The 17816-nt window shown below is 39.9% G+C and carries 21 protein-coding genes; all 21 read right to left on the reverse strand.

The window, feature by feature from the left end:
* Positions 1 to 189 precede the first annotated feature (189 nt).
* The gene (locus ACO6HM_RS06715) at positions 190 to 597 is read right to left on the reverse strand and encodes a type II toxin-antitoxin system HicB family antitoxin (protein WP_485374378.1); all 408 of its coding nucleotides are present in this window, start codon (positions 595 to 597) and stop codon (positions 190 to 192) included.
* A gap of 1 nt (position 598) precedes the next feature.
* A complete protein-coding gene (locus ACO6HM_RS06720; RefSeq protein ID WP_485374377.1) occupies positions 599 to 793 on the reverse strand; it encodes a type II toxin-antitoxin system HicA family toxin in 195 nt (64 codons plus the stop codon).
* 36 nt (positions 794 to 829) lie between these two features.
* Positions 830 to 1675, reverse strand: coding sequence for a 16S rRNA (cytidine(1402)-2'-O)-methyltransferase (gene rsmI / locus ACO6HM_RS06725; protein ID WP_485390354.1), 846 nt, complete (start codon positions 1673 to 1675; stop codon positions 830 to 832).
* Between the two features lie 11 nt (positions 1676 to 1686).
* Entirely contained in the window at positions 1687 to 2421 is a 735-nt protein-coding gene (locus ACO6HM_RS06730) for a tRNA1(Val) (adenine(37)-N6)-methyltransferase (protein ID WP_485390355.1), read from the reverse strand.
* 12 nt (positions 2422 to 2433) lie between these two features.
* Positions 2434 to 3339, reverse strand: coding sequence for a PSP1 domain-containing protein (locus ACO6HM_RS06735; RefSeq protein ID WP_485390356.1), 906 nt, complete (start codon positions 3337 to 3339; stop codon positions 2434 to 2436).
* A gap of 76 nt (positions 3340 to 3415) precedes the next feature.
* Entirely contained in the window at positions 3416 to 4393 is a 978-nt protein-coding gene (locus tag ACO6HM_RS06740; RefSeq protein ID WP_485390357.1) for a DNA polymerase III subunit, read from the reverse strand.
* A gap of 13 nt (positions 4394 to 4406) precedes the next feature.
* Positions 4407 to 4847: a YaaR family protein gene (locus tag ACO6HM_RS06745; protein ID WP_208428552.1), complete on the reverse strand. Its 441-nt coding sequence runs from the start codon at positions 4845 to 4847 to the stop codon at positions 4407 to 4409.
* 1 nt (position 4848) lies between these two features.
* On the reverse strand, positions 4849 to 5439 hold the full coding sequence (locus tag ACO6HM_RS06750) for a nucleoside/nucleotide kinase family protein (protein WP_485390358.1): 591 nt from the start codon (positions 5437 to 5439) through the stop codon (positions 4849 to 4851).
* Complete coding sequence (locus ACO6HM_RS06755; protein ID WP_485390359.1) at positions 5396 to 6913, reverse strand: aminotransferase class I/II-fold pyridoxal phosphate-dependent enzyme; 1518 nt, start codon at positions 6911 to 6913, stop codon at positions 5396 to 5398. Before ACO6HM_RS06755 ends, ACO6HM_RS06750 begins: the two co-directional genes overlap by 44 nt.
* 73 nt (positions 6914 to 6986) lie before the next feature.
* Positions 6987 to 7490, reverse strand: a complete 504-nt coding sequence (locus ACO6HM_RS06760; protein ID WP_208428549.1) for a hypothetical protein — start codon at positions 7488 to 7490, stop codon at positions 6987 to 6989.
* A 17-nt stretch (positions 7491 to 7507) separates the two neighbouring features.
* The gene (locus ACO6HM_RS06765) at positions 7508 to 8905 is read right to left on the reverse strand and encodes an MATE family efflux transporter (protein ID WP_485390360.1); all 1398 of its coding nucleotides are present in this window, start codon (positions 8903 to 8905) and stop codon (positions 7508 to 7510) included.
* Complete coding sequence (locus ACO6HM_RS06770; RefSeq protein WP_208428548.1) at positions 8898 to 9515, reverse strand: sugar transferase; 618 nt, start codon at positions 9513 to 9515, stop codon at positions 8898 to 8900. The genes ACO6HM_RS06765 and ACO6HM_RS06770 overlap by 8 nt, the downstream gene beginning before the upstream one ends.
* Before the next feature lie 82 nt (positions 9516 to 9597).
* On the reverse strand, positions 9598 to 10347 hold the full coding sequence (locus tag ACO6HM_RS06775; RefSeq protein WP_485374366.1) for an NYN domain-containing protein: 750 nt from the start codon (positions 10345 to 10347) through the stop codon (positions 9598 to 9600).
* Between the two features lie 12 nt (positions 10348 to 10359).
* Entirely contained in the window at positions 10360 to 11169 is an 810-nt protein-coding gene (locus tag ACO6HM_RS06780) for a PfkB family carbohydrate kinase (protein ID WP_485390361.1), read from the reverse strand.
* A gap of 125 nt (positions 11170 to 11294) precedes the next feature.
* Complete coding sequence (locus ACO6HM_RS06785) at positions 11295 to 11471, reverse strand: DUF6472 family protein (protein ID WP_208428545.1); 177 nt, start codon at positions 11469 to 11471, stop codon at positions 11295 to 11297.
* Positions 11472 to 11551: 80 nt separating this feature from the next.
* On the reverse strand, positions 11552 to 13756 hold the full coding sequence (gene secD, locus ACO6HM_RS06790) for a protein translocase subunit SecD (RefSeq protein WP_485390362.1): 2205 nt from the start codon (positions 13754 to 13756) through the stop codon (positions 11552 to 11554).
* A 71-nt stretch (positions 13757 to 13827) separates the two neighbouring features.
* Positions 13828 to 15252, reverse strand: coding sequence for a thioether cross-link-forming SCIFF peptide maturase (scfB, locus tag ACO6HM_RS06795; RefSeq protein ID WP_485390363.1), 1425 nt, complete (start codon positions 15250 to 15252; stop codon positions 13828 to 13830).
* A gap of 85 nt (positions 15253 to 15337) precedes the next feature.
* Complete coding sequence (gene scfA, locus ACO6HM_RS06800; RefSeq protein ID WP_023353408.1) at positions 15338 to 15478, reverse strand: six-cysteine ranthipeptide SCIFF; 141 nt, start codon at positions 15476 to 15478, stop codon at positions 15338 to 15340.
* A 457-nt stretch (positions 15479 to 15935) separates the two neighbouring features.
* Positions 15936 to 16154, reverse strand: coding sequence for a translation initiation factor IF-1 (gene infA, locus ACO6HM_RS06805; RefSeq protein WP_023353541.1), 219 nt, complete (start codon positions 16152 to 16154; stop codon positions 15936 to 15938).
* Between the two features lie 153 nt (positions 16155 to 16307).
* Complete coding sequence (gene map, locus ACO6HM_RS06810) at positions 16308 to 17057, reverse strand: type I methionyl aminopeptidase (protein WP_485390364.1); 750 nt, start codon at positions 17055 to 17057, stop codon at positions 16308 to 16310.
* Between the two features lie 22 nt (positions 17058 to 17079).
* Positions 17080 to 17721: an adenylate kinase gene (locus ACO6HM_RS06815; protein ID WP_485390365.1), complete on the reverse strand. Its 642-nt coding sequence runs from the start codon at positions 17719 to 17721 to the stop codon at positions 17080 to 17082.
* Positions 17722 to 17816 lie beyond the last annotated feature (95 nt).

Below are 17816 nucleotides of genomic sequence, written 5' to 3' on the forward strand. Positions count from 1 at the left end.
TTCCTACCATTTTAGTACGAATTCGATTTTTATATTATAACCGTTGTTAAGAAAAGTTTCAATAAGTTAGAAGTGACTAATATAGGCATTTTTTAAGTTTTTTAATTTTGTTTGTAATTACATGCAAAAGAGAACCCCGTATAAGGATTCTCTTTAAGTAAGTTGTTCTTTTAAACAGACTTAAGGTATTTATTTGGTTACAGCCATTGCCGAGATGGTGTCAGTCAGGGCTTTTGAAAAATTAATACCAAGTCTCACACCCAAATCATTGGCCCATTTAGGAATATTTAATGTCTTTTTAACAAGAGTCGTATCCCTTATGTACTTTTCTACATCTACCATTACCAGCGTAACAAAGCCATCATCACAGCTTAGTTCTTTAATATTGCTTGGTTGTGGAATGACTTCACCTTTTTCAAGCATATCAGCAAGTGTCATTCCAAGTACTTCTTCTGCCATACTCATCCCATAGGCAATATCATCTTCATCTATACCTGTATAAACTCCGTCTATATCAGGACATTCTATAAAATATCCACCATCATCTTCTTTATGAAATATAAATGGAAAAGCCATATTTAGATTTTTATCAGCCATATCACAACCTCCCATATAAACCTGCATCTTTTAGTATTCTCTGTTCCAATCCCTTTTTCAAGTCTTTATTACTATGTACTGGAACTGTAATTCTCTTCCCATTCTTAAACAACTGACAATGAGAACCTTCCTTTCTTTCTACCTTCCAACCATGTTTTTTTAATAGTTTTAACATTTCTTTACCTGTAAGCGGCATTCTTTATTCTCCCCGTACTTATATATTACTACGTATCTATACGTATGTCAACAACATCTTATATACCTCTCTCTTTGGTATGCCCCTGTCAACTGCCACTGCCTTCATGGCCTCTTTTTTGTCCATTCCCTTGTCCATATAGAGCTTCATATGCTCGTTTATGTCCATTTCGTTGAAGGAAGCCTCTTTTTCCTTCTTTAATTCTTCTATCTTCTTGCCCTCTATGACCAGCACAAATTCCCCACGTGGCTCATTTTCTTCATAATAGGCAAGTGCTTCCTCAAAGCTGGTTAAAAATACGTTTTCGTGAAGCTTGGTCAGTTCTTTGACTGCAGTCATCCTTCTGTTGCCAAGTGCAGAAAAAAGCTCAGCTATAGTCTTCTTAAGCCTGTGAGGGGCTTCATAGATGATAATAGTCCTTGTCTCTGTCTTTAACTCTTCTAGGATTGCAGCCTTCTCTTTCTTATCACTTGGTAAAAATGCTTCAAAGGCAAAGCGCCTTGTAGAAAGCCCTGACAGAGTAAGGGCAGTTATACAGGCAGCGGCACCAGGTAGTGAGGTCACCTCTATTCCTGCCTCATAGCACTGCTTGACTAGCTCTTCTCCGGGGTCTGATATACCGGGAGTACCTGCATCTGTTATAAGGGCTACATTTTCCCCTTCTAGCATCCTATTTACAAGGACTTTGGCCTTGTCGTATTTGTTAAACTCGTGATAGCTGGTAAGAGGAGTCTTTATTTCAAAATGATTAAGCAGCTTGATAGAATTCCTCGTATCCTCGGCAGCTATCACATCTGCCTCCTTCAGGGTTCTTATAACCCTAAATGTAATATCTTCAAGATTGCCAATAGGTGTGGCACATAGATATAACTTTCCGGCCATGCTCTTCCTTTCTAGTATCTGTAATCCCTAATCATTTCTTCGCTGTACTTCATATTTTCATCATATACAATAAGGGGCTTCTCTATGGTAAGTCTTGGATTGCCGTATTTTACAGCCTCTATAAGCACCATATTGGGCTCTTTGTCAAGCTGCGAATGTACAAGCCTCATCCTCTTTGGCTCAAGTCTGTATTTTCTAAGATTTTCAAATATTTCAGGCAGTCTAAAAGGCCTATGCACCATAAAAAATCTTCCGTTAGCCTTAAGTAAATAGGAAGCCGCCTTAACCACATCCTCTAAGTTGCATAGAATCTCGTGTCTTGCAATCTGCTTAGGCGCATCGGGATTGGCTATTCCGTGCTCACTTATCATATAGGGCGGGTTCGAGGTAACCACATCAAAGCTATCCCTCTTAAATAAATCCTCTACAGCCTTGATATCGCCTTCTATTATGTCTATATTGCTAATCTCATTTCCTTTTACGCTCCGCCTTGCCATATCTGCACTTTCAGCCTGTATTTCAAGTCCCGTAAAGTGCTCTCCCTCTGTCTTTGCCCACAGAAGAAGAGGGAGGATGGCTGTACCTGTACCCAAGTCTATAACCCTGCTTCCCTTTTTGGCATAAGCAAAGCCTGATAAAAGTACTGCATCCATACCAAAGCAGAACTTATCAGGCGATTGTATAATATGAAGTCCGCTTATCTCAAGGTCATCCAGTCTTTCTCTGTCCTTAAGTTCAAATTCCATTATTCATCCTTCTTAGTCCAAACGTGTCTTACTTTCAGCTCTTTCCAGTGCTTCAAGGGCCTTTATCTCAGAGGATTCGACTTCTTTGTCACGTTTTCTCTTTTTAGGCTTAAATGTAAGCTCGCTAGCTTTATATTCCCTTATTTCCTTGTCTCCGTTTTCATTTTCAACTATAAGCTTCACGAGCTGCTTAAGCGCACTTACAGAGCTAACCTCACCCTTAATTCCGTCTGCGGTAGTCACAACGTCTCCAACATCAGGAAGAGTGGAGTTAAGATATTCATAAGCTGCTTCTTCATTTTTAAGGCAGCACATAAGCCTTCCACAAACTCCTGATATCTTGCTTGGATTGAGTGAGAAGTTCTGATCCTTTGCCATCTTTATCGATACAGGTATGAACTCAGATAGGAAGGTACTGCAGCAAAGAGGTCTGCCACATATACCTATTCCACCCTTCATCTTGGCTTCATCTCTGACGCCAATCTGTCTAAGCTCTATCCTGGTCTTAAATACATATGCCAGGTCCTTTACCAGCTCTCTGAAGTCTATTCTTCCATCAGCTGTAAAATAAAACATAACTTTGTTATTATCAAAGGTATATTCGCAGGCTATTAGCTTCATTGCAAGCTCATGTTTTTTTATCTTTTCAAGGCATAAATCAAAGGCTTCCTTCTCTTTATCCTTGTTTTTTCTGTCTATCTCGTCATCTTCAGGCGTAGCTATCCTAATCACTTCTTTAAGAGGCTGAACTATTTTGTCCTCCTCTATCTCTTTTCTTCCAAGAGCAACAAGTCCGTATTCTATGCCTCTTGCAGTCTCAACAATTACGTGCATCCCCGCCTTTATATCAAGATTTTCAGGGTCAAAAAAATATATCTTTCCTGCCCTTTTAAATCTAACTCCTATTACTGTAACCATATCTCTCCATTCTATCCAAATTTATTAAAAGTCCTGTAAGGCTTTTAAACTGAAAGCCTTGCAAAATGACTCCCTGCTATTTATCCTTCATATACATAAACATAATCTCAAGAGCGGTATCAAACCTTACATTTGCATCTAAGCGCTTCTTGGTCTTTTCCATACTTTCTATGGCTCTTTCTATTGAGTTGTATTCACGCTTTGCTATCTGTTCATTTAAGTACTTATATTCTTCTCTAAACAACACCCTGTTCGCATCTCCTGTAGCCTTTAGCACAAGCAAATCCCTAAACCAAAGTATCATAAGGTCTATGCAGTCTTTTATTTCCTTCTTATAGCCTTCAAGGTGCATTATTCCAGCTATCTCATCAGCAATGCTGTCCTTATCAAGGTTCCTTAGTATCCTTACAACTACGCCTTTCATCTCAAGGAAGTCTTCGCTGCTTGCATATCTTACTGCCCTGCCAACATTGCCTGCTGAGAACTTAGCCGCAGTCTCAGCAACATAGTCAACTATACTGTAATTATCTATCAGATACTGTTTTATCTTTGCTGTATCAATGGGTTTCACATCAAGGGTCACACATCTTGACCTGATTGTAGGTAAAAGTCTCTCTTTATTGGCTGAGAGCAGAATAATTATAACATATTCAGGCGGCTCCTCGATAGTCTTAAGCAGAGCATTTTGAGCCTGCTCATTCATCTTCTCAGCCTCTTTAACTATGTATACCTTGTATTTGCCATAAGGAAAGATATCGCTTGTTCCCACAAGCTTGGTACGTATCTCTTCTACGCTTATGACTGTAGGCTTGTCGGGCTCTATGTAGATAATGTCAGGGCTGTTGCCGTTTTCTACCTGTTTGCAGACAATCTGCCTCTCCTCTTCGGTTTCCTTTCCGGCGCAAAGTATCAGCTTGGCAAACTCCTTAGCTATAAAGAGCTTCCCCATTCCTTTCTCACCCTCAAAGATATAGGCATGTGAAAATTCTTCCTTTGAAGCAGCTTTATTTATGTATTCTACAAGGCTTTCCCTGCCCAAAATATTTGTATTCATATCCGCCTCCCATCTAGGTAAAGATGTCAAGCAAAAGTCCCTGAATTTCATCAATCTTTCCAAGTATGCTTATTGCATCCTTTTCATCTTTTACAAGTTCCTCCGCAAGTTCATCAAGTTCTTTGTCTATTACTCTTATTATACCATATACTCTGTGTCTTCCACGCCTGTCAAGGTAATTCTCCCTTGAAAATTCATGGCTTCTTGAGAGAACTTCATTTAAGAATTCTTTGATAAGCCCTCTGTAATGCTTCATGTCCCTTATATCCATGTGTTTTTTGAGCTTTTTACCCTCCATGGTGATAGAGCTCATTACTGCATTTAATCTCTCTGCCAAAGAATTATCTTCTATATTCTTTATAAGGGTGAACTTAAATTGCCCGTCATCCTGTTTGACTGTTTTTTCCACTTCGGGAGCCTTAGGCAGGGTGAGTGGATTAATCTTTATATCCATATCAGTTTTCCTTTATAAAAGCAGTTATTTCCTTCGTGCAGATATTCAAATTATTATTTTGAAATCTGTATTTTTTATCAATACCTGAGCTTATGAGATTTTCCTCACTAAAATCTGCATTATCAGAGAGGAATCTCCTGCAAATCTCGGCTACATTGGGGTGTTTTTGTTTTTCTTCACGCCTTATGGCTCTTTTTATAAGTTCAACGTCAGAAACCTCTATGTAAATCGGCCTAACCTTATCCTCTCCGAAATAGCTTTTTACCTGATTATAGCCTGCCAAGGTATTGATGCATATATAGTCAGCCTTAGAGAGGTCCATACTGCCGTCATTCACTGTAAAGTAGTACCAAGGTCCGTCTATAGTGTTAAAGCAACGCTCCTCTATAACCTTTCCTTCTTTTCTAAGCACTTCAAGTTCGGCCTCAGTCACAAAGTTGTACTCTAATCCATTTACTTCCCTTATACGCATAGGCCTTGTAGTGTAGATAACAAACTTTCTTAAACCAAGCCCCACATCTCCCAAGAGTCTTCGATATATACTGTCCTTACCTGTTGCACTCTTGCCCATCAGCACATACAAATATCCCATTTCCGTCTATTCCTCCATACACCTCTATACCGGCAAGCCTTGCAGCCTTTATATGTCGAATAACATTTTCTTCAATCACTTCACCAGGCACCAAAAGTGGAATCCCCGGCGGATAGAAATATACATAGTCTGCTGAAGTTAAGCCTCGTGACTTCTCAAGAGACACCTTGTACTTGCCGTAGATATCGGCTAATCTTACAGCTTCAAAAGGAATGTATTTTCTTTCAGGCAAAGTCCCCCATCTTCTGTCCATTAAAGTATAATCAAAATTTGCTTTATTATCAAGTGTAAAGAATGTTTCATCCCTGTCAAGTTCTTTAAGTGCCTTTAATAATCTGTAAAACCCTTCATCAGTGTCGAATATACTTGTCATGGCAATCACATAATCCTTTGACTTCATTTCCATAACAAGATGATGGTTATCATATAGATATCGGTAAAGTTTAGAGCCTAGATTATCCCCTGCGGTTATGACAAGCTTACCATAGTCATAGTTAAAGGCATTTAAAGGCGCGTAAATCCTTATATTCTTAAGTGTAGCTACACCCTCTCTAAAGCTTATAAGCCTTTTTTTGTATTCATCAAATAATTCTCTTCCATGGTCTTTAATTAGATTTAGTGAGCCTTCCATGCCTGCAAGAAAAATGTAGGAAGGGCTTGAGGTTTCAAGCAGGTTAAACTGTCTTCGTATTTTATTTATAACCTTGTCTTTGCCGGTACAAATGTGAAGTACAGCAGTCTGAGTATAGGACGGCAGGGTTTTATGAAGGCTTTGGACTACAAAGTCTGCCCCAAGGCTTACAGCAGATGCAGGAAAGTAGTCATCAAATCCAAAGTGAGCTCCGTGAGCCTCATCCACAAGGAGAAAGGCACCATATCTGTGGCATATATCTGCTATATCCGCTATGTCAGAGACCACTCCTTCATAGGTTGGAGAAGTAATTACTACCAGCTTGATTCCTGAATTATCTTTGCTTTCTGTATTTTCGTCCTTGTCTAAATCTTCACAATGTAAGGCAGATGTTCTAAGGGCCTCCTCCACTTCCTTCGGGCTTATGCTTTGATATATACCAAGGCTGTCTGTCTCTCCTTCAAGGTAATGAGGAACAAGTCCATAGAGTTCAACTCCGTGATAGACGGACTTGTGGCAGTTTCTAGCCATAAGTACTGCTTCTCCTTTGTGTATGATGCCAAGCACAGCTATTATGGCTCCTGTGCTTCCATTTACAGAGTATATGCTCTCCTTAGCACCATATAGCCTTGCAGCCAGCCTCTCTGCCTCCTTTATTATCCCTTTAGGGTTATGAAGATTGTCGAAGTTATCTATTTCCGTGATGTCGATATCATAGGGAGTAAGGCATTCATCCCAAAGTCCATATCTTTTTATAAGCTTAGTATTTCTCTTATGCCCCGGCATATGAAAGGGGTAAAAGTCACTTCCGCTATGATTTTTAAGTTCATTATATATACTCATATTGTCTTCCTACGTACGAGAGACCGAAGGGTAAGCCTTTCGGTCTCTTGTATACTCTGCGTTTACTATATAGTTATGAAACCTTTTCCAAATTCCTTAGCTCCACATCTTTTCTCGCCAGATAAAGTGCATCGGAGGCTGCAAAATCATCAAATACACCCCATCCATAGCTCCTATCTTTGTTTTCTTTCTCGACTCTTACAGGCTTAGAAGCGGCAAAAGGAGAAGAAGCAGAAGGTTTATTTACGACAGCTTCCTTTGCAGGCTTAGGCTTTTTAGCTTCATTTTGAGCCTTTTTATTCTCATAAGACTTAGTAAACTCGTTAATTACATCAACCGTAGCATCTCTGTTTACTACAGGCTCATTTACCATCTGGCTTGTCTGATAGGTGCTGATTTCCTTAAATGCCTTGGCTGATTTTTGACTGTTTCCCTGTGTGGCTGTATAGTAAGTGTTATCATTCTTAGGTGTAACATTAGCTCCACTCTGATTTCCGATATTCTTGTTTGCATTATTTTTATTTGCGTATTTTACCAGTGCAACTATAATAAACACAAGTATTATTATCAGTTTCATATTATTCTTCCTCCATCTTAATAAGCTAGTTTATTTAACCAGATACCCTTTTTTACCATAACAAAGCCAATCACGCATTTGATAAGGCTTACAAGCTGTACACAAAGGAATACCACAACAATGTAAAGTGGTGTAAAATGTACCAATACATAGGCTACAGGCACAGATACTACACACATAAATACACTGTCAAACAAAAACGTAATAAGAGTCTTGCCTCCCGAACGTATCGTGAAATAACAGCAGGTTTCAAATGCATATATAGGCATACAGGCCGCTGCAACTCTGATAAATGATGTAGCAAGCTCCTTAATCTCGTCAGTAGTATTGTATATCATTGGGAAAAAAGGTGCAAGTAACAATAAGAGGGTCGAGGTACATATACAGATGATTTCGGTGAAAAATATCAGCTTGACTGAATATTCCTTTGCTTCTTCCATCTCTCCTGCACCTAGTCTCCTGCCTAATATTATGGAGATTGCGTTACCCATTGCGATTATGCCTACATTGAAAAGGTTGGATATAATCTGTGATATATTAAGAGCTCCAACCACGGCAAGCCCCCTGACTGAATAGTTCTGAAGCAGGGCCGCTACTCCCATCGACCAAAGGGTCTCATTAAGAATAAGAGGCATACCCTTTGCTAACATGTCTTTCGCCAAGGAAAGCGGTATCTTAAAGCTCTTAAATGCACCAATAATAAATGGCTGGCGCTTACTGTGGGTATGTGTCCATACGACCACATACGCCATTTCAACATATCTTGCTATGATAGTAGCAATGGCTGCACCTGCCACTCCAAGAGCAGGAGCTCCTAGCTTGCCATAGATAAGTACATAGTTTAATGAGAGATTGACGATGACAGAGACAACTCCTGCCTTCATAGGTACTATAGTCTCCTCAGAACACCTTAGTGTGTCGCCGTATGCTTGAGATATGGCAAAAGGAGGAAGTCCTATAAGCATAACGCCAAGATACACCTTTGCATTGTGAAGAGTTCCTGCAATGGCCTCCTCTGCACCGCTTTCACCGTGTAGATAAAGCCTTATTAGTTCCTCTCCAAAGCCCAGGAAAATGGCTATGCTTAGAACTGTAATTATAGCTACTACTATTATCTTGTAACGGAAGGTATATCTGATTCCCTCCGTATTCCTTGCCCCGTGAAACTGTGCTGTGAATATCCCGGCTCCCGCTACTCCTCCAAAGATACAGAGATTAAATACCATAATAAGCTGGTTGACTATGGCTACTCCGCTCATTTCATTGGTTCCGACACGCCCAACCATTATGTTGTCTATCATGCTGACAAAGTTGGTTATACCATTTTGAACCATGATAGGCACCGCTATAGCCAGTATCATAGTATAAAAACCTCGGCTGCCTATGAATTTTTTCTTCAAACTTATATTATTCATCTTTTCCCTGCTGTCCCATAAATTCTTCCATAGTTGCAGAATTCTCACTGCTTATTCCGTCTCTTTTTACAACCTTAAGTACTGTCATAAGTATAATCTTAATATCAAGCATAAGGCTTAGATTGTCCACATATTCTACATCATATCTAAACTTTTCTTCCCAGCTTATGGCATTCCTTCCATTTACCTGGGCAAGTCCTGTAAGTCCGGGCCTTACCTCGTGCCTTCTTGCCTGGGTCTTGCTGTACCTGGTAAGATACCTGACAAGAAGCGGACGTGGGCCTACTATTGCCATGTCGCCCTTAAGTATGTTGATTAGTTCAGGAAGCTCATCAAAAGAGGTATTTCTAAGGAATTTTCCGTAATAAGTAAGCCTCTTCTCATCGGGAAGCAGCTCTCCTCTCTCATCCCTTTTGTTGTTCATACTCCTAAATTTGACCAACTTAAATATCTTGCCGTCTTTTCCCGGCCTCTCTTGTGTAAAAAAAGGATTGCCTCCCATTAGAAAGGCTCCTGTGATGGTTAGAAAAACAAGTATGGGAAATAGGAGAACAATAGCCATTAGGGATAAGATAAAGTCCAACATCCTCTTAAAGAAATTCCTATACATGCCCTTCCTCCAAAAAATTATATTCTGCCCGGTTCTTAACCTGTGAAATGCAAAAGTTTGGCTCACATATTTCCCATCTGGTCTACTTACATCTGTAAGCTATAATCATAACCGTACCCTTACCCTGATATTTAGTTATCTCGTATCTGTCAGGAAAGGCTTCTAAGAGCTTAGGAAGCTTTATAAATCCGAAGGTACGCACATCAAAGTCAGGACGTACACGCTTTATAAACTGTCCGGCAGAGCTTACATTTACATAGCCCTCATCATCCTGATACTTATCCCAGGCTATCTTTAAGAGATTGTGTATCTTCTCGATATCATCATCTTCTCCGGTCTCATAGTAATCTTCTTCCTCATCATCTTCTTTAGGAATAGGGAGTTTAAGTTCATTTGTCCTTCCCAGGTTCTCAAGGAAAATAAACTCATCACAGCTATTTCTAAAGGCCTCCGGTGTCTTCTTCTCACCCACCCCTATAACGTATACTCCGGATTCGTGGAGATTGATAGCAAGAGGTGTATAGTCGCTGTCACTTGCAACTATAACAAAGCCGTCATATATGCCCTTATGTAAGAGATTCATCGTATCTATTACAAGAGCCATATCTGTGGCGTTTTTACCGTTTACATAGTCAAACTGCTGCTCGGGCTTTATAGCAAGTCTCTTAAGCTCTTTTTCCCAGTTCTTAAGTATGTCTTTGCGCCAGTTGCCATAAGCTCTCTTCACCACTATTCTTCCATGTGTGGATATTTCCCCAATTACATCTTCAAGCTTACCTATCTGTGTGTTGTCAGCATCAATAAGCATAACTATTCTCTGTAAGTTCTCCATAAGCCGTCTCCTTTATATATCTTTCAGTATGCCTTCAAAATATAGCTCTTCATAGTTTCCCGCCTGACTAAGCATTACGGCCCTGCTGGTAAGCTCCATTGCCTCTTTCACAGATGTTTCAAAGCCTCTATCCTTAAGAAGTCCGTCAAGTAAAAGTGCAGCGTAGACATCACCTGCTCCGCTATAATTCTTGCTAACCTTGTCAGTCTCGTATGTATAGATATCACCACAGTCATCTATAGCCATTACCATCAGCTTATTATCCTTTGCCTCAATACCTGTAATTATGACCTTTTTACGGTAGGTTCCATATATTCTAAGTAATATCTCCACTATATCGGTTCTATCATAAGGTCCTTCGTGGTAAGGCTTCTCCGCCAACATAAAGGCTTCGGTTATATTGGGAGTAAGATAATCACAATGCTTAATTAACTCTTTCATGGCTACAGGATAGTCCTCAGGAAGCTTGCTATATAACTTTCCATTCTCAGCCATAGCAGGATCTAATATTACAATCTTAGGCTTTTTCTTTTCCAAAAACTTGGTAAGAATCTCAAGCTGCCTTTTTCCAAACGAATAGCCAATTAGAACTGCATCATAGCTTATATCCATAGTCTCCCAGGAGTCTATTATACCCTTCATTCCTCCCGAAAAATCCAAAAATGCAATATCTGTACTAATACCTGTATGCGCTGAAAATATGGCTGTAGGAAGCAGGTTTACTTCAAATCCTGCAACTGAAAGTATGGGAAGGGCTACAGTTGTAGAGCACTTTCCATAACAAGAAATATCTTCAGCGAGTAAAACTCTTTTCTGTCTCATATCATCCCCCAAGACTGTACGTTATATGTAATACCTATATCTAAGCTTAGATATAAGCGTCATCTATTCATTTAGTCTAACACAAAAGCCTCAATTTTACAATTGTAAACCCTGACATTATCCCCTTACATCTGGTGTCTGACCACCTTATACTCGTCACCTGACCTGTAGTAAGGACAGTCCCTAAATTTACTCGACATTACCTTATAAAAATCGTCCTCGTCCATATCCTGGACACAGATGTAGGCTTCTTCATCTTCATCATAAACGTAGTTATTACAGTCCTCGCAGGCATAACCCATAGAATATTTCCCTCCTATCTTAAAAAGTGGTGCAGACAGAAAGCCGCACCACTTGATTATAAGTCTATGTCATTATTGTTTTATTTCTCAAGCTTCTTCTTAACAAAGAGATACCATAATGTACCTGTAATACAGATAGATGAATAGGCACCGCAGATAAGTCCCACGATAATAGGAAGTGAGAACTCTCTTACTGAGCTAACACCCATAATAAAGAGTACAACAACCATGATAAGTGTGGTAACTGTGGTATTGATACTTCTTGAGAATGTCTGTGTAATGGATTTGTCAACTACCAGAGCAACTGTATCACCACGTCTCTTCTCGGCAAGATTCTCTCTGATACGGTCGAAGATAATGATGGTTGCATTGATAGAGTAACCAACTATGGTGAGCATGCAGGCAATGAAGGTATTACCTACGTTCATTCTTGTAAGAGCGTAAAGTGTAGCTACCACAAGAACATCGTGTATAAGAGCTAATACGGCACTTGCACCAAAGGCAACGTTTCTAAATCTGATAATGATGTAAATAAGCATACAGATTGTAGCTGCAATAACTGCCATAAGAGCTGAAGTCTTCATCTCACCACTTACTGCACCAGAGATGTTCTCGTTGTTGATATCATCCTTAGATACCTTGTATTTATCAACAAAGGCCTCACGAAGCTTTGTTCTCTCCTCTTCAGTAAGTGACTTGGTCTTGATAACTACGGCATCCTCACCAACTATCTGTGTTACGTCCGCATTTGATGAAGGAATAACCCCGTTTACAAAGTTTCTGATTTCATCATTTCCCGGAACCTTACCATTATTAAATACCACTTCTGTAGATGTACCGCCTGAGAACTCAAGGGCATAGTCAAATGCTCCTTTGCCTGAGGCTGCATTTACCGCCATAGTAGCAATACCAATACCGATAACTACAAGTGAAAGAACATATGCCTTAGGAGCAAACTTAAGGAATGGCATGTTCTCCTTATCAACCTTAGTTCCATAACTCTTCTCTGAATCAAATCCCATATCATAGAATGAATAAAGCAGGAATTTGGTTATGAAAAGAGCGGTAAACATGGAAATGATAATACCGAGAGCAAGTGTGTATGCAAAGCCTTTGATTGTACCTGTACCAAAGATACCAAGCACTATGGCTGCAATAATTGTAGTTACATTACCGTCAATGATGGCTGAAAGAGCCTTATTAAAACCATTTCCGATAGCAGTACGAACTGACTTGCCAAGACCAATCTCTTCCTTGATACGGGTAAATATAATAACGTTTGCATCTACCGCCATACCGATGGACAGCACGATACCCGCAATACCCGGAAGGGTAAGTGTAATCTGTAATAGCTGTAAGAGTACAAGCTCGATTACCACATAGGCGATGAGGGCTAAGCTTGAAGCAAGTCCCGGAATCTTATACATGACTATCATAAAGAGGAATACTATGATAAAACCAATAAGACCGGCTAAAAGTGAGGTTTCAAGTGCTGTGTCACCAAGCTTGGCACCTACCACGCTTGAACGAACTTCTTTAAGCTCAAGAGGAAGGGCACCTACTCTAATGATAGAAGCAAGTCTCTCAGCTTCTTCCATAGAGTCCTGACCGGATATCTGAGCCTTACCGTCTGAAATTACATTCTGTACAACAGGGGCAGATATTACATTGCCATCGTATACAATAGCTATCTGCTTGCCGAGATTGTCCTGTGTAGCCTTGGCAAACTTATTTGCTCCCTTGGCATTTAGTTCAAGCTCAACTATGTACTGAACACCTACTCCTGCATCACCTTTTATAGACTGAGCCTTAGCTGTAGATACATCAGCACCGTCTACGGATATTTTCTTCTCTTTTGCAAGCTCTTCAATGGACTTATTTAACTTATAAGTTCCATCTGCCTGTCTTGTAATATTACCTTCAACAGGAATAAACTGGATAGAGCCGGCTGAACCGAGCTGTTTAAGTACAGCATCTGCATCTTTAACATCCGGAATATCAACTACTACTCTGTTTAAGCCTTCCTGATAAACCTCAGACTCTGTACTAAAGATCTCTGCACGGAGTCTCATTTTTTCAATGGTATCAGCCATTTCCGTAGCTGTAGGCTTAGACTTTACTGTCTCATAAGTAATACTAACTCCACCTGCAAGGTCAAGTCCTCTCTTAATTCCCCTTGCACTGCCCACCTTATTGCCAAATGCACCGAGTGCAACAGCCGCCAAAAGCGCTATCACCACGATATAGCTAAATAGCTTGACTATGCCGCGTTTCTTGCTATTCATTGTAAATTCACCTTTCTTTTTTATTTCTTTATTTTTCAGGAGAAACTCTCCCAGAAATCAATATAATTTCACTAATTCTGACAGACTTCCTCTTTGTCTGTCTCCTCAGCCACCTTAATCATGATGGCACATTCGATACGCTTTCTCTGGAGCTCACAGCCTATCTCATACACATCATCAATGTTGCCGCTAAACTTATATGAGTTAGCCGCACAGCCTCCACTACAGTAGTATCTTGCAAAGCAGTCTCTACACTTAGGCTTTTCATATACGTTCTGGTGCTTAAAGCCTTCCTGAAGCTCAGTCGCTGTGATGCCGTCATATACATTGCCTATAACGAAGCCTTCCTCACCTACAAACTGATGGCAAGGATAGATGTCGCCCCAAGGTGTGATAGCAACGTACTCTGTACCTGAGCCACAGCCTGAAAGACGCTTAGCTACACAAGGTCCTCCGGCAAGGTCTATCATAAAGTGGAAGAAGGTAAAGCCATTTCCTTCTCTTCTTCTCTTGATGTATTCTTTTGCAAGCATATCATATTGTTCTTTAAGATAAGGAATATCCTCTTCCTTTATCGCATAAGGCTCAGTAGGAAGTGAAACCACAGGCTCAAGCGATATTTCCTTGAAGCCTTCATCTGCAAGATGAAGTACGTCAGCCGCAAAATCAAGGTTCTTAGCTGTATAAGTACCTCTTACGTAGTATTCTTTATTGCCGCGCTTTGCTGCAAAAGCTTTAAGCTTTGGAAGAATAATATCGTAACTGCTTCTGTTTCCTCCTCTTGTAGGCCTCATATAGTCATGTACGCATTTACGTCCGTCTATACTGAGGACAACATTTGTCATCTCTTTGTTGCAGAAATCAATAATCTCATCATTTAAGAGGACTCCGTTGGTAGTAAGTGTGAAACGGAAGTTCTTATCGTGAATCTTCTCAAGCTCTCGTCCATAGGCAACAAGCTTCTTGACTGTATCCCAGTTCATAAGAGGCTCACCGCCGAAGAAGTCTACTTCGAGGTTCTTTCTGTGTCCTGAGTTCTTGATGAGGAAGTCAAAGGCTGCCTTTCCAACCTCATAGCTCATCATTCCCCTGTCGCCCTGATATTCTCCTTCTCCCGCAAAGCAGTAACGACAGGCAAGGTTGCAGTCATGGGCTATGTTCAGGCAAAGTGCCTTTACCACTGTATTTCTATGTTTGAAATCTTTAACGTATTTCTCGTATATATCCTCTGTGAAAAGCTGTCCATCTTCCTGTAATTCTTTAATCTCTGATATAATCTCATTAAAGTCTTCTTCTGTTACAGGTACTTCCTTATATTTCTCAAGTATGATGCCCTTTATCTCAGAAAGAGCAGCATCCTCACTCTCCTGTCCTTCTATTACTTTTTCATTGTATAAGGCTATACAATCATAAGCAGCCTCATCTACTACGTGTACTGAGCCACTGTTTACATCTAAAACTATGTTATATCCGTTACTTTGAAACTGGTGAATCAAGTGTTTGGTTCCTTTCTACGAAAGATAAGCAGCGACTAAAGCCGCTGCTTAAACTTTGACTTTTTAGTAAATGCAGGAATTGGTATTACCTAGCCTCACAGCTCTGGTTACCAACAGTACATGAAGTCTTGCAAGCTGACTGGCAAGAAGTCTTGCACTCTCCGCAGCCACCCTTCTTCATAGACTCCTTAAGATTCCTTGTAGTTAAGCTTTTAATATGTTTCATATCCTGCTCTCCTTACTTTAATTATTTCTCTTTGCACAACGCTAAGTTATTATACCACATTGTTATGAACTTTTAAAGACTGTAAAATTGATTTTTAGAGGAAACTACAAGTAAATTTCATCCCTGATTTTTTTACAAATAATATATAACGATACAAGTGTCAAAAGTATAAAAATTCGATGCAAGCTTGCTTGCAAGAGAATTTATTATCTTTTGACACGCAAAAAATATGAGTAAGTAGCCATTTTTTGCAAAAAAATGAGCGGATTACGAATATTTTTGCAAGGATTGCTAAAGCTGCGCTGTAGCAATCCTGTATCAATGGGTGTCAAATACTTTTGACACCCACATCATATGACTGAAAGAACAGTACATGGTGGTATAATTTTGTTTTTTGTGCAAGCTAATCTTTCACAAAAAAAAGACAGAAGCCAAGCCCCTGTCTTATACCTGCAGTTTATTTATCTCTCCAGATAATTCTTCCCTTAGTTAAATCATAAGGGGACATTTCAAGAGTTACCTTATCACCCGGTAAGATACGAATAAAGTTCATTCTGAGCTTACCGCTGATGTGTGCAAGTACCTTATGTCCATTTTCAAGTTCAACCTGAAACATTGCATTTGGGAGCTTCTCTATAACTGTTCCCTCTATCTCAAGTACATCTGCTTTAGACATTTGTCTCCTTTCCGGTGTCTGTCACCATTTTCTTGTAGAGCCTTATTGCAAGAGCAATACTCTCATTCTTTATTATTTTCTTTTATCTACATCTTTAAGTACATTTGTATACTCTATATGAGCAGGCTTCTTATGAAAATCCATAGCTTACCTCTACAAAGTTAATATCTCCGGTTCACCGTCAGTTATTAAAATCGTATTCTCGTAATGGGCTGAAAATGAATAGTCCGCAGTATATACAGTCCAATCATCCTCTCCCCATTCTACCTCGTAGCCTCCCATATTTACCATGGGCTCGATAGCAAAGGTCATGTTCTTTTCAATCTTAATTCCCTGCTTTTTCTGCCTAAAATTAAATATATCAGGTGCTTCGTGCAGGTTCTGCCCAATTCCATGTCCTGCAAGGGCTCTTACGACCGAATAGCCATGACTTTCAACATAAGACTGCACTGCTATAGATATATAATTTATGTGGTTACCGGGTACAGCCTTCTTTATTCCCTCAAAAAAGCTCTGTTTAGTAACTTCAATAAGGTCCTTAAGCTCAGGAATAACCTTACCTACAGGTACAGTCCTTGCTGCGTCTGCATGAAAACCCTTATAGATAAGGCCTGCATCAAGACTTACTATGTCACCTTCATCAATGTAATGCTCTTTAGCAGGAATACCGTGTACAACCTGATCGTTAACGGATACACAAATAGAAGCAGGAAAACCATTATAACCAAGAAAAGAAGGAATACCATCACATCCACGAATCAGTTCTTCACCTTTTTGGTCTATTTCATAAGTTGAAAGTCCCGGCTTAACATAGGCTTCAAGCTCCGAAAGCACAAAAGCCAACCGCTTACCGGCCTCTCTCATCAAAGAAATAGCATTCTCATCCTTTATTCCCACTGCCATAGTCTCTCCCTCAGCCTTTTAATCAGCCTAAAATCTTACAAATGTCCTCAAAGACTTCCTTCATGTCCTTTGTGCCGTCAACTTCTTTGTATACATTTCTGCTCTGATAGAACTCTTCGAGTGGTTTTGTCTGAGTATGATATACCTCAAGACGCTTCTTTACTGTCTCAGGCATATCATCAGGGCGCTGAATGAGATCCCCGCTACACTTATCGCAAACACCATCTTTCTTTGTGTTATTGTACACAAGATGATAGGTTTCACCACAGTTCGGACAGGTCCTTCTTCCAGACATTCTCTCAATTATCTTTTCATCAGGAACAACTACATTGACAGCGTAGTCAATTTTCTCACCTAATTTCTTAAGAGCCTCTTCAAGTACTTCAGCCTGGGGAATGGTTCTTGGATAACCGTCCAGGATATAACCCTTAGCACAGTCATCTTTTGATACCCTGTCTAAAAGGATACTTACCGTAAGTTCATCAGGCACAAGCTGCCCCTTATCGATGTATTCCTTAGCCTTCAGACCAAGCTCTGTATTGTTTTTAATATTATATCTAAAGATATCGCCGGTTGAGATATGTGGAAGACCGTATTTTTCAGCAATTTTAATTGCCTGTGTACCTTTGCCCGCCCCAGGAGCACCAAGCATAACAATTTTCATATAGACCTCCTCAAGTTATTATTTAATAGGGAATTCCGGAGGAATTACCTATTAAAATAAAAGCTGTAGCCGGACTATAACATTCATCTGTCATA

Source organism: Catonella sp., from assembly GCF_057250765.1.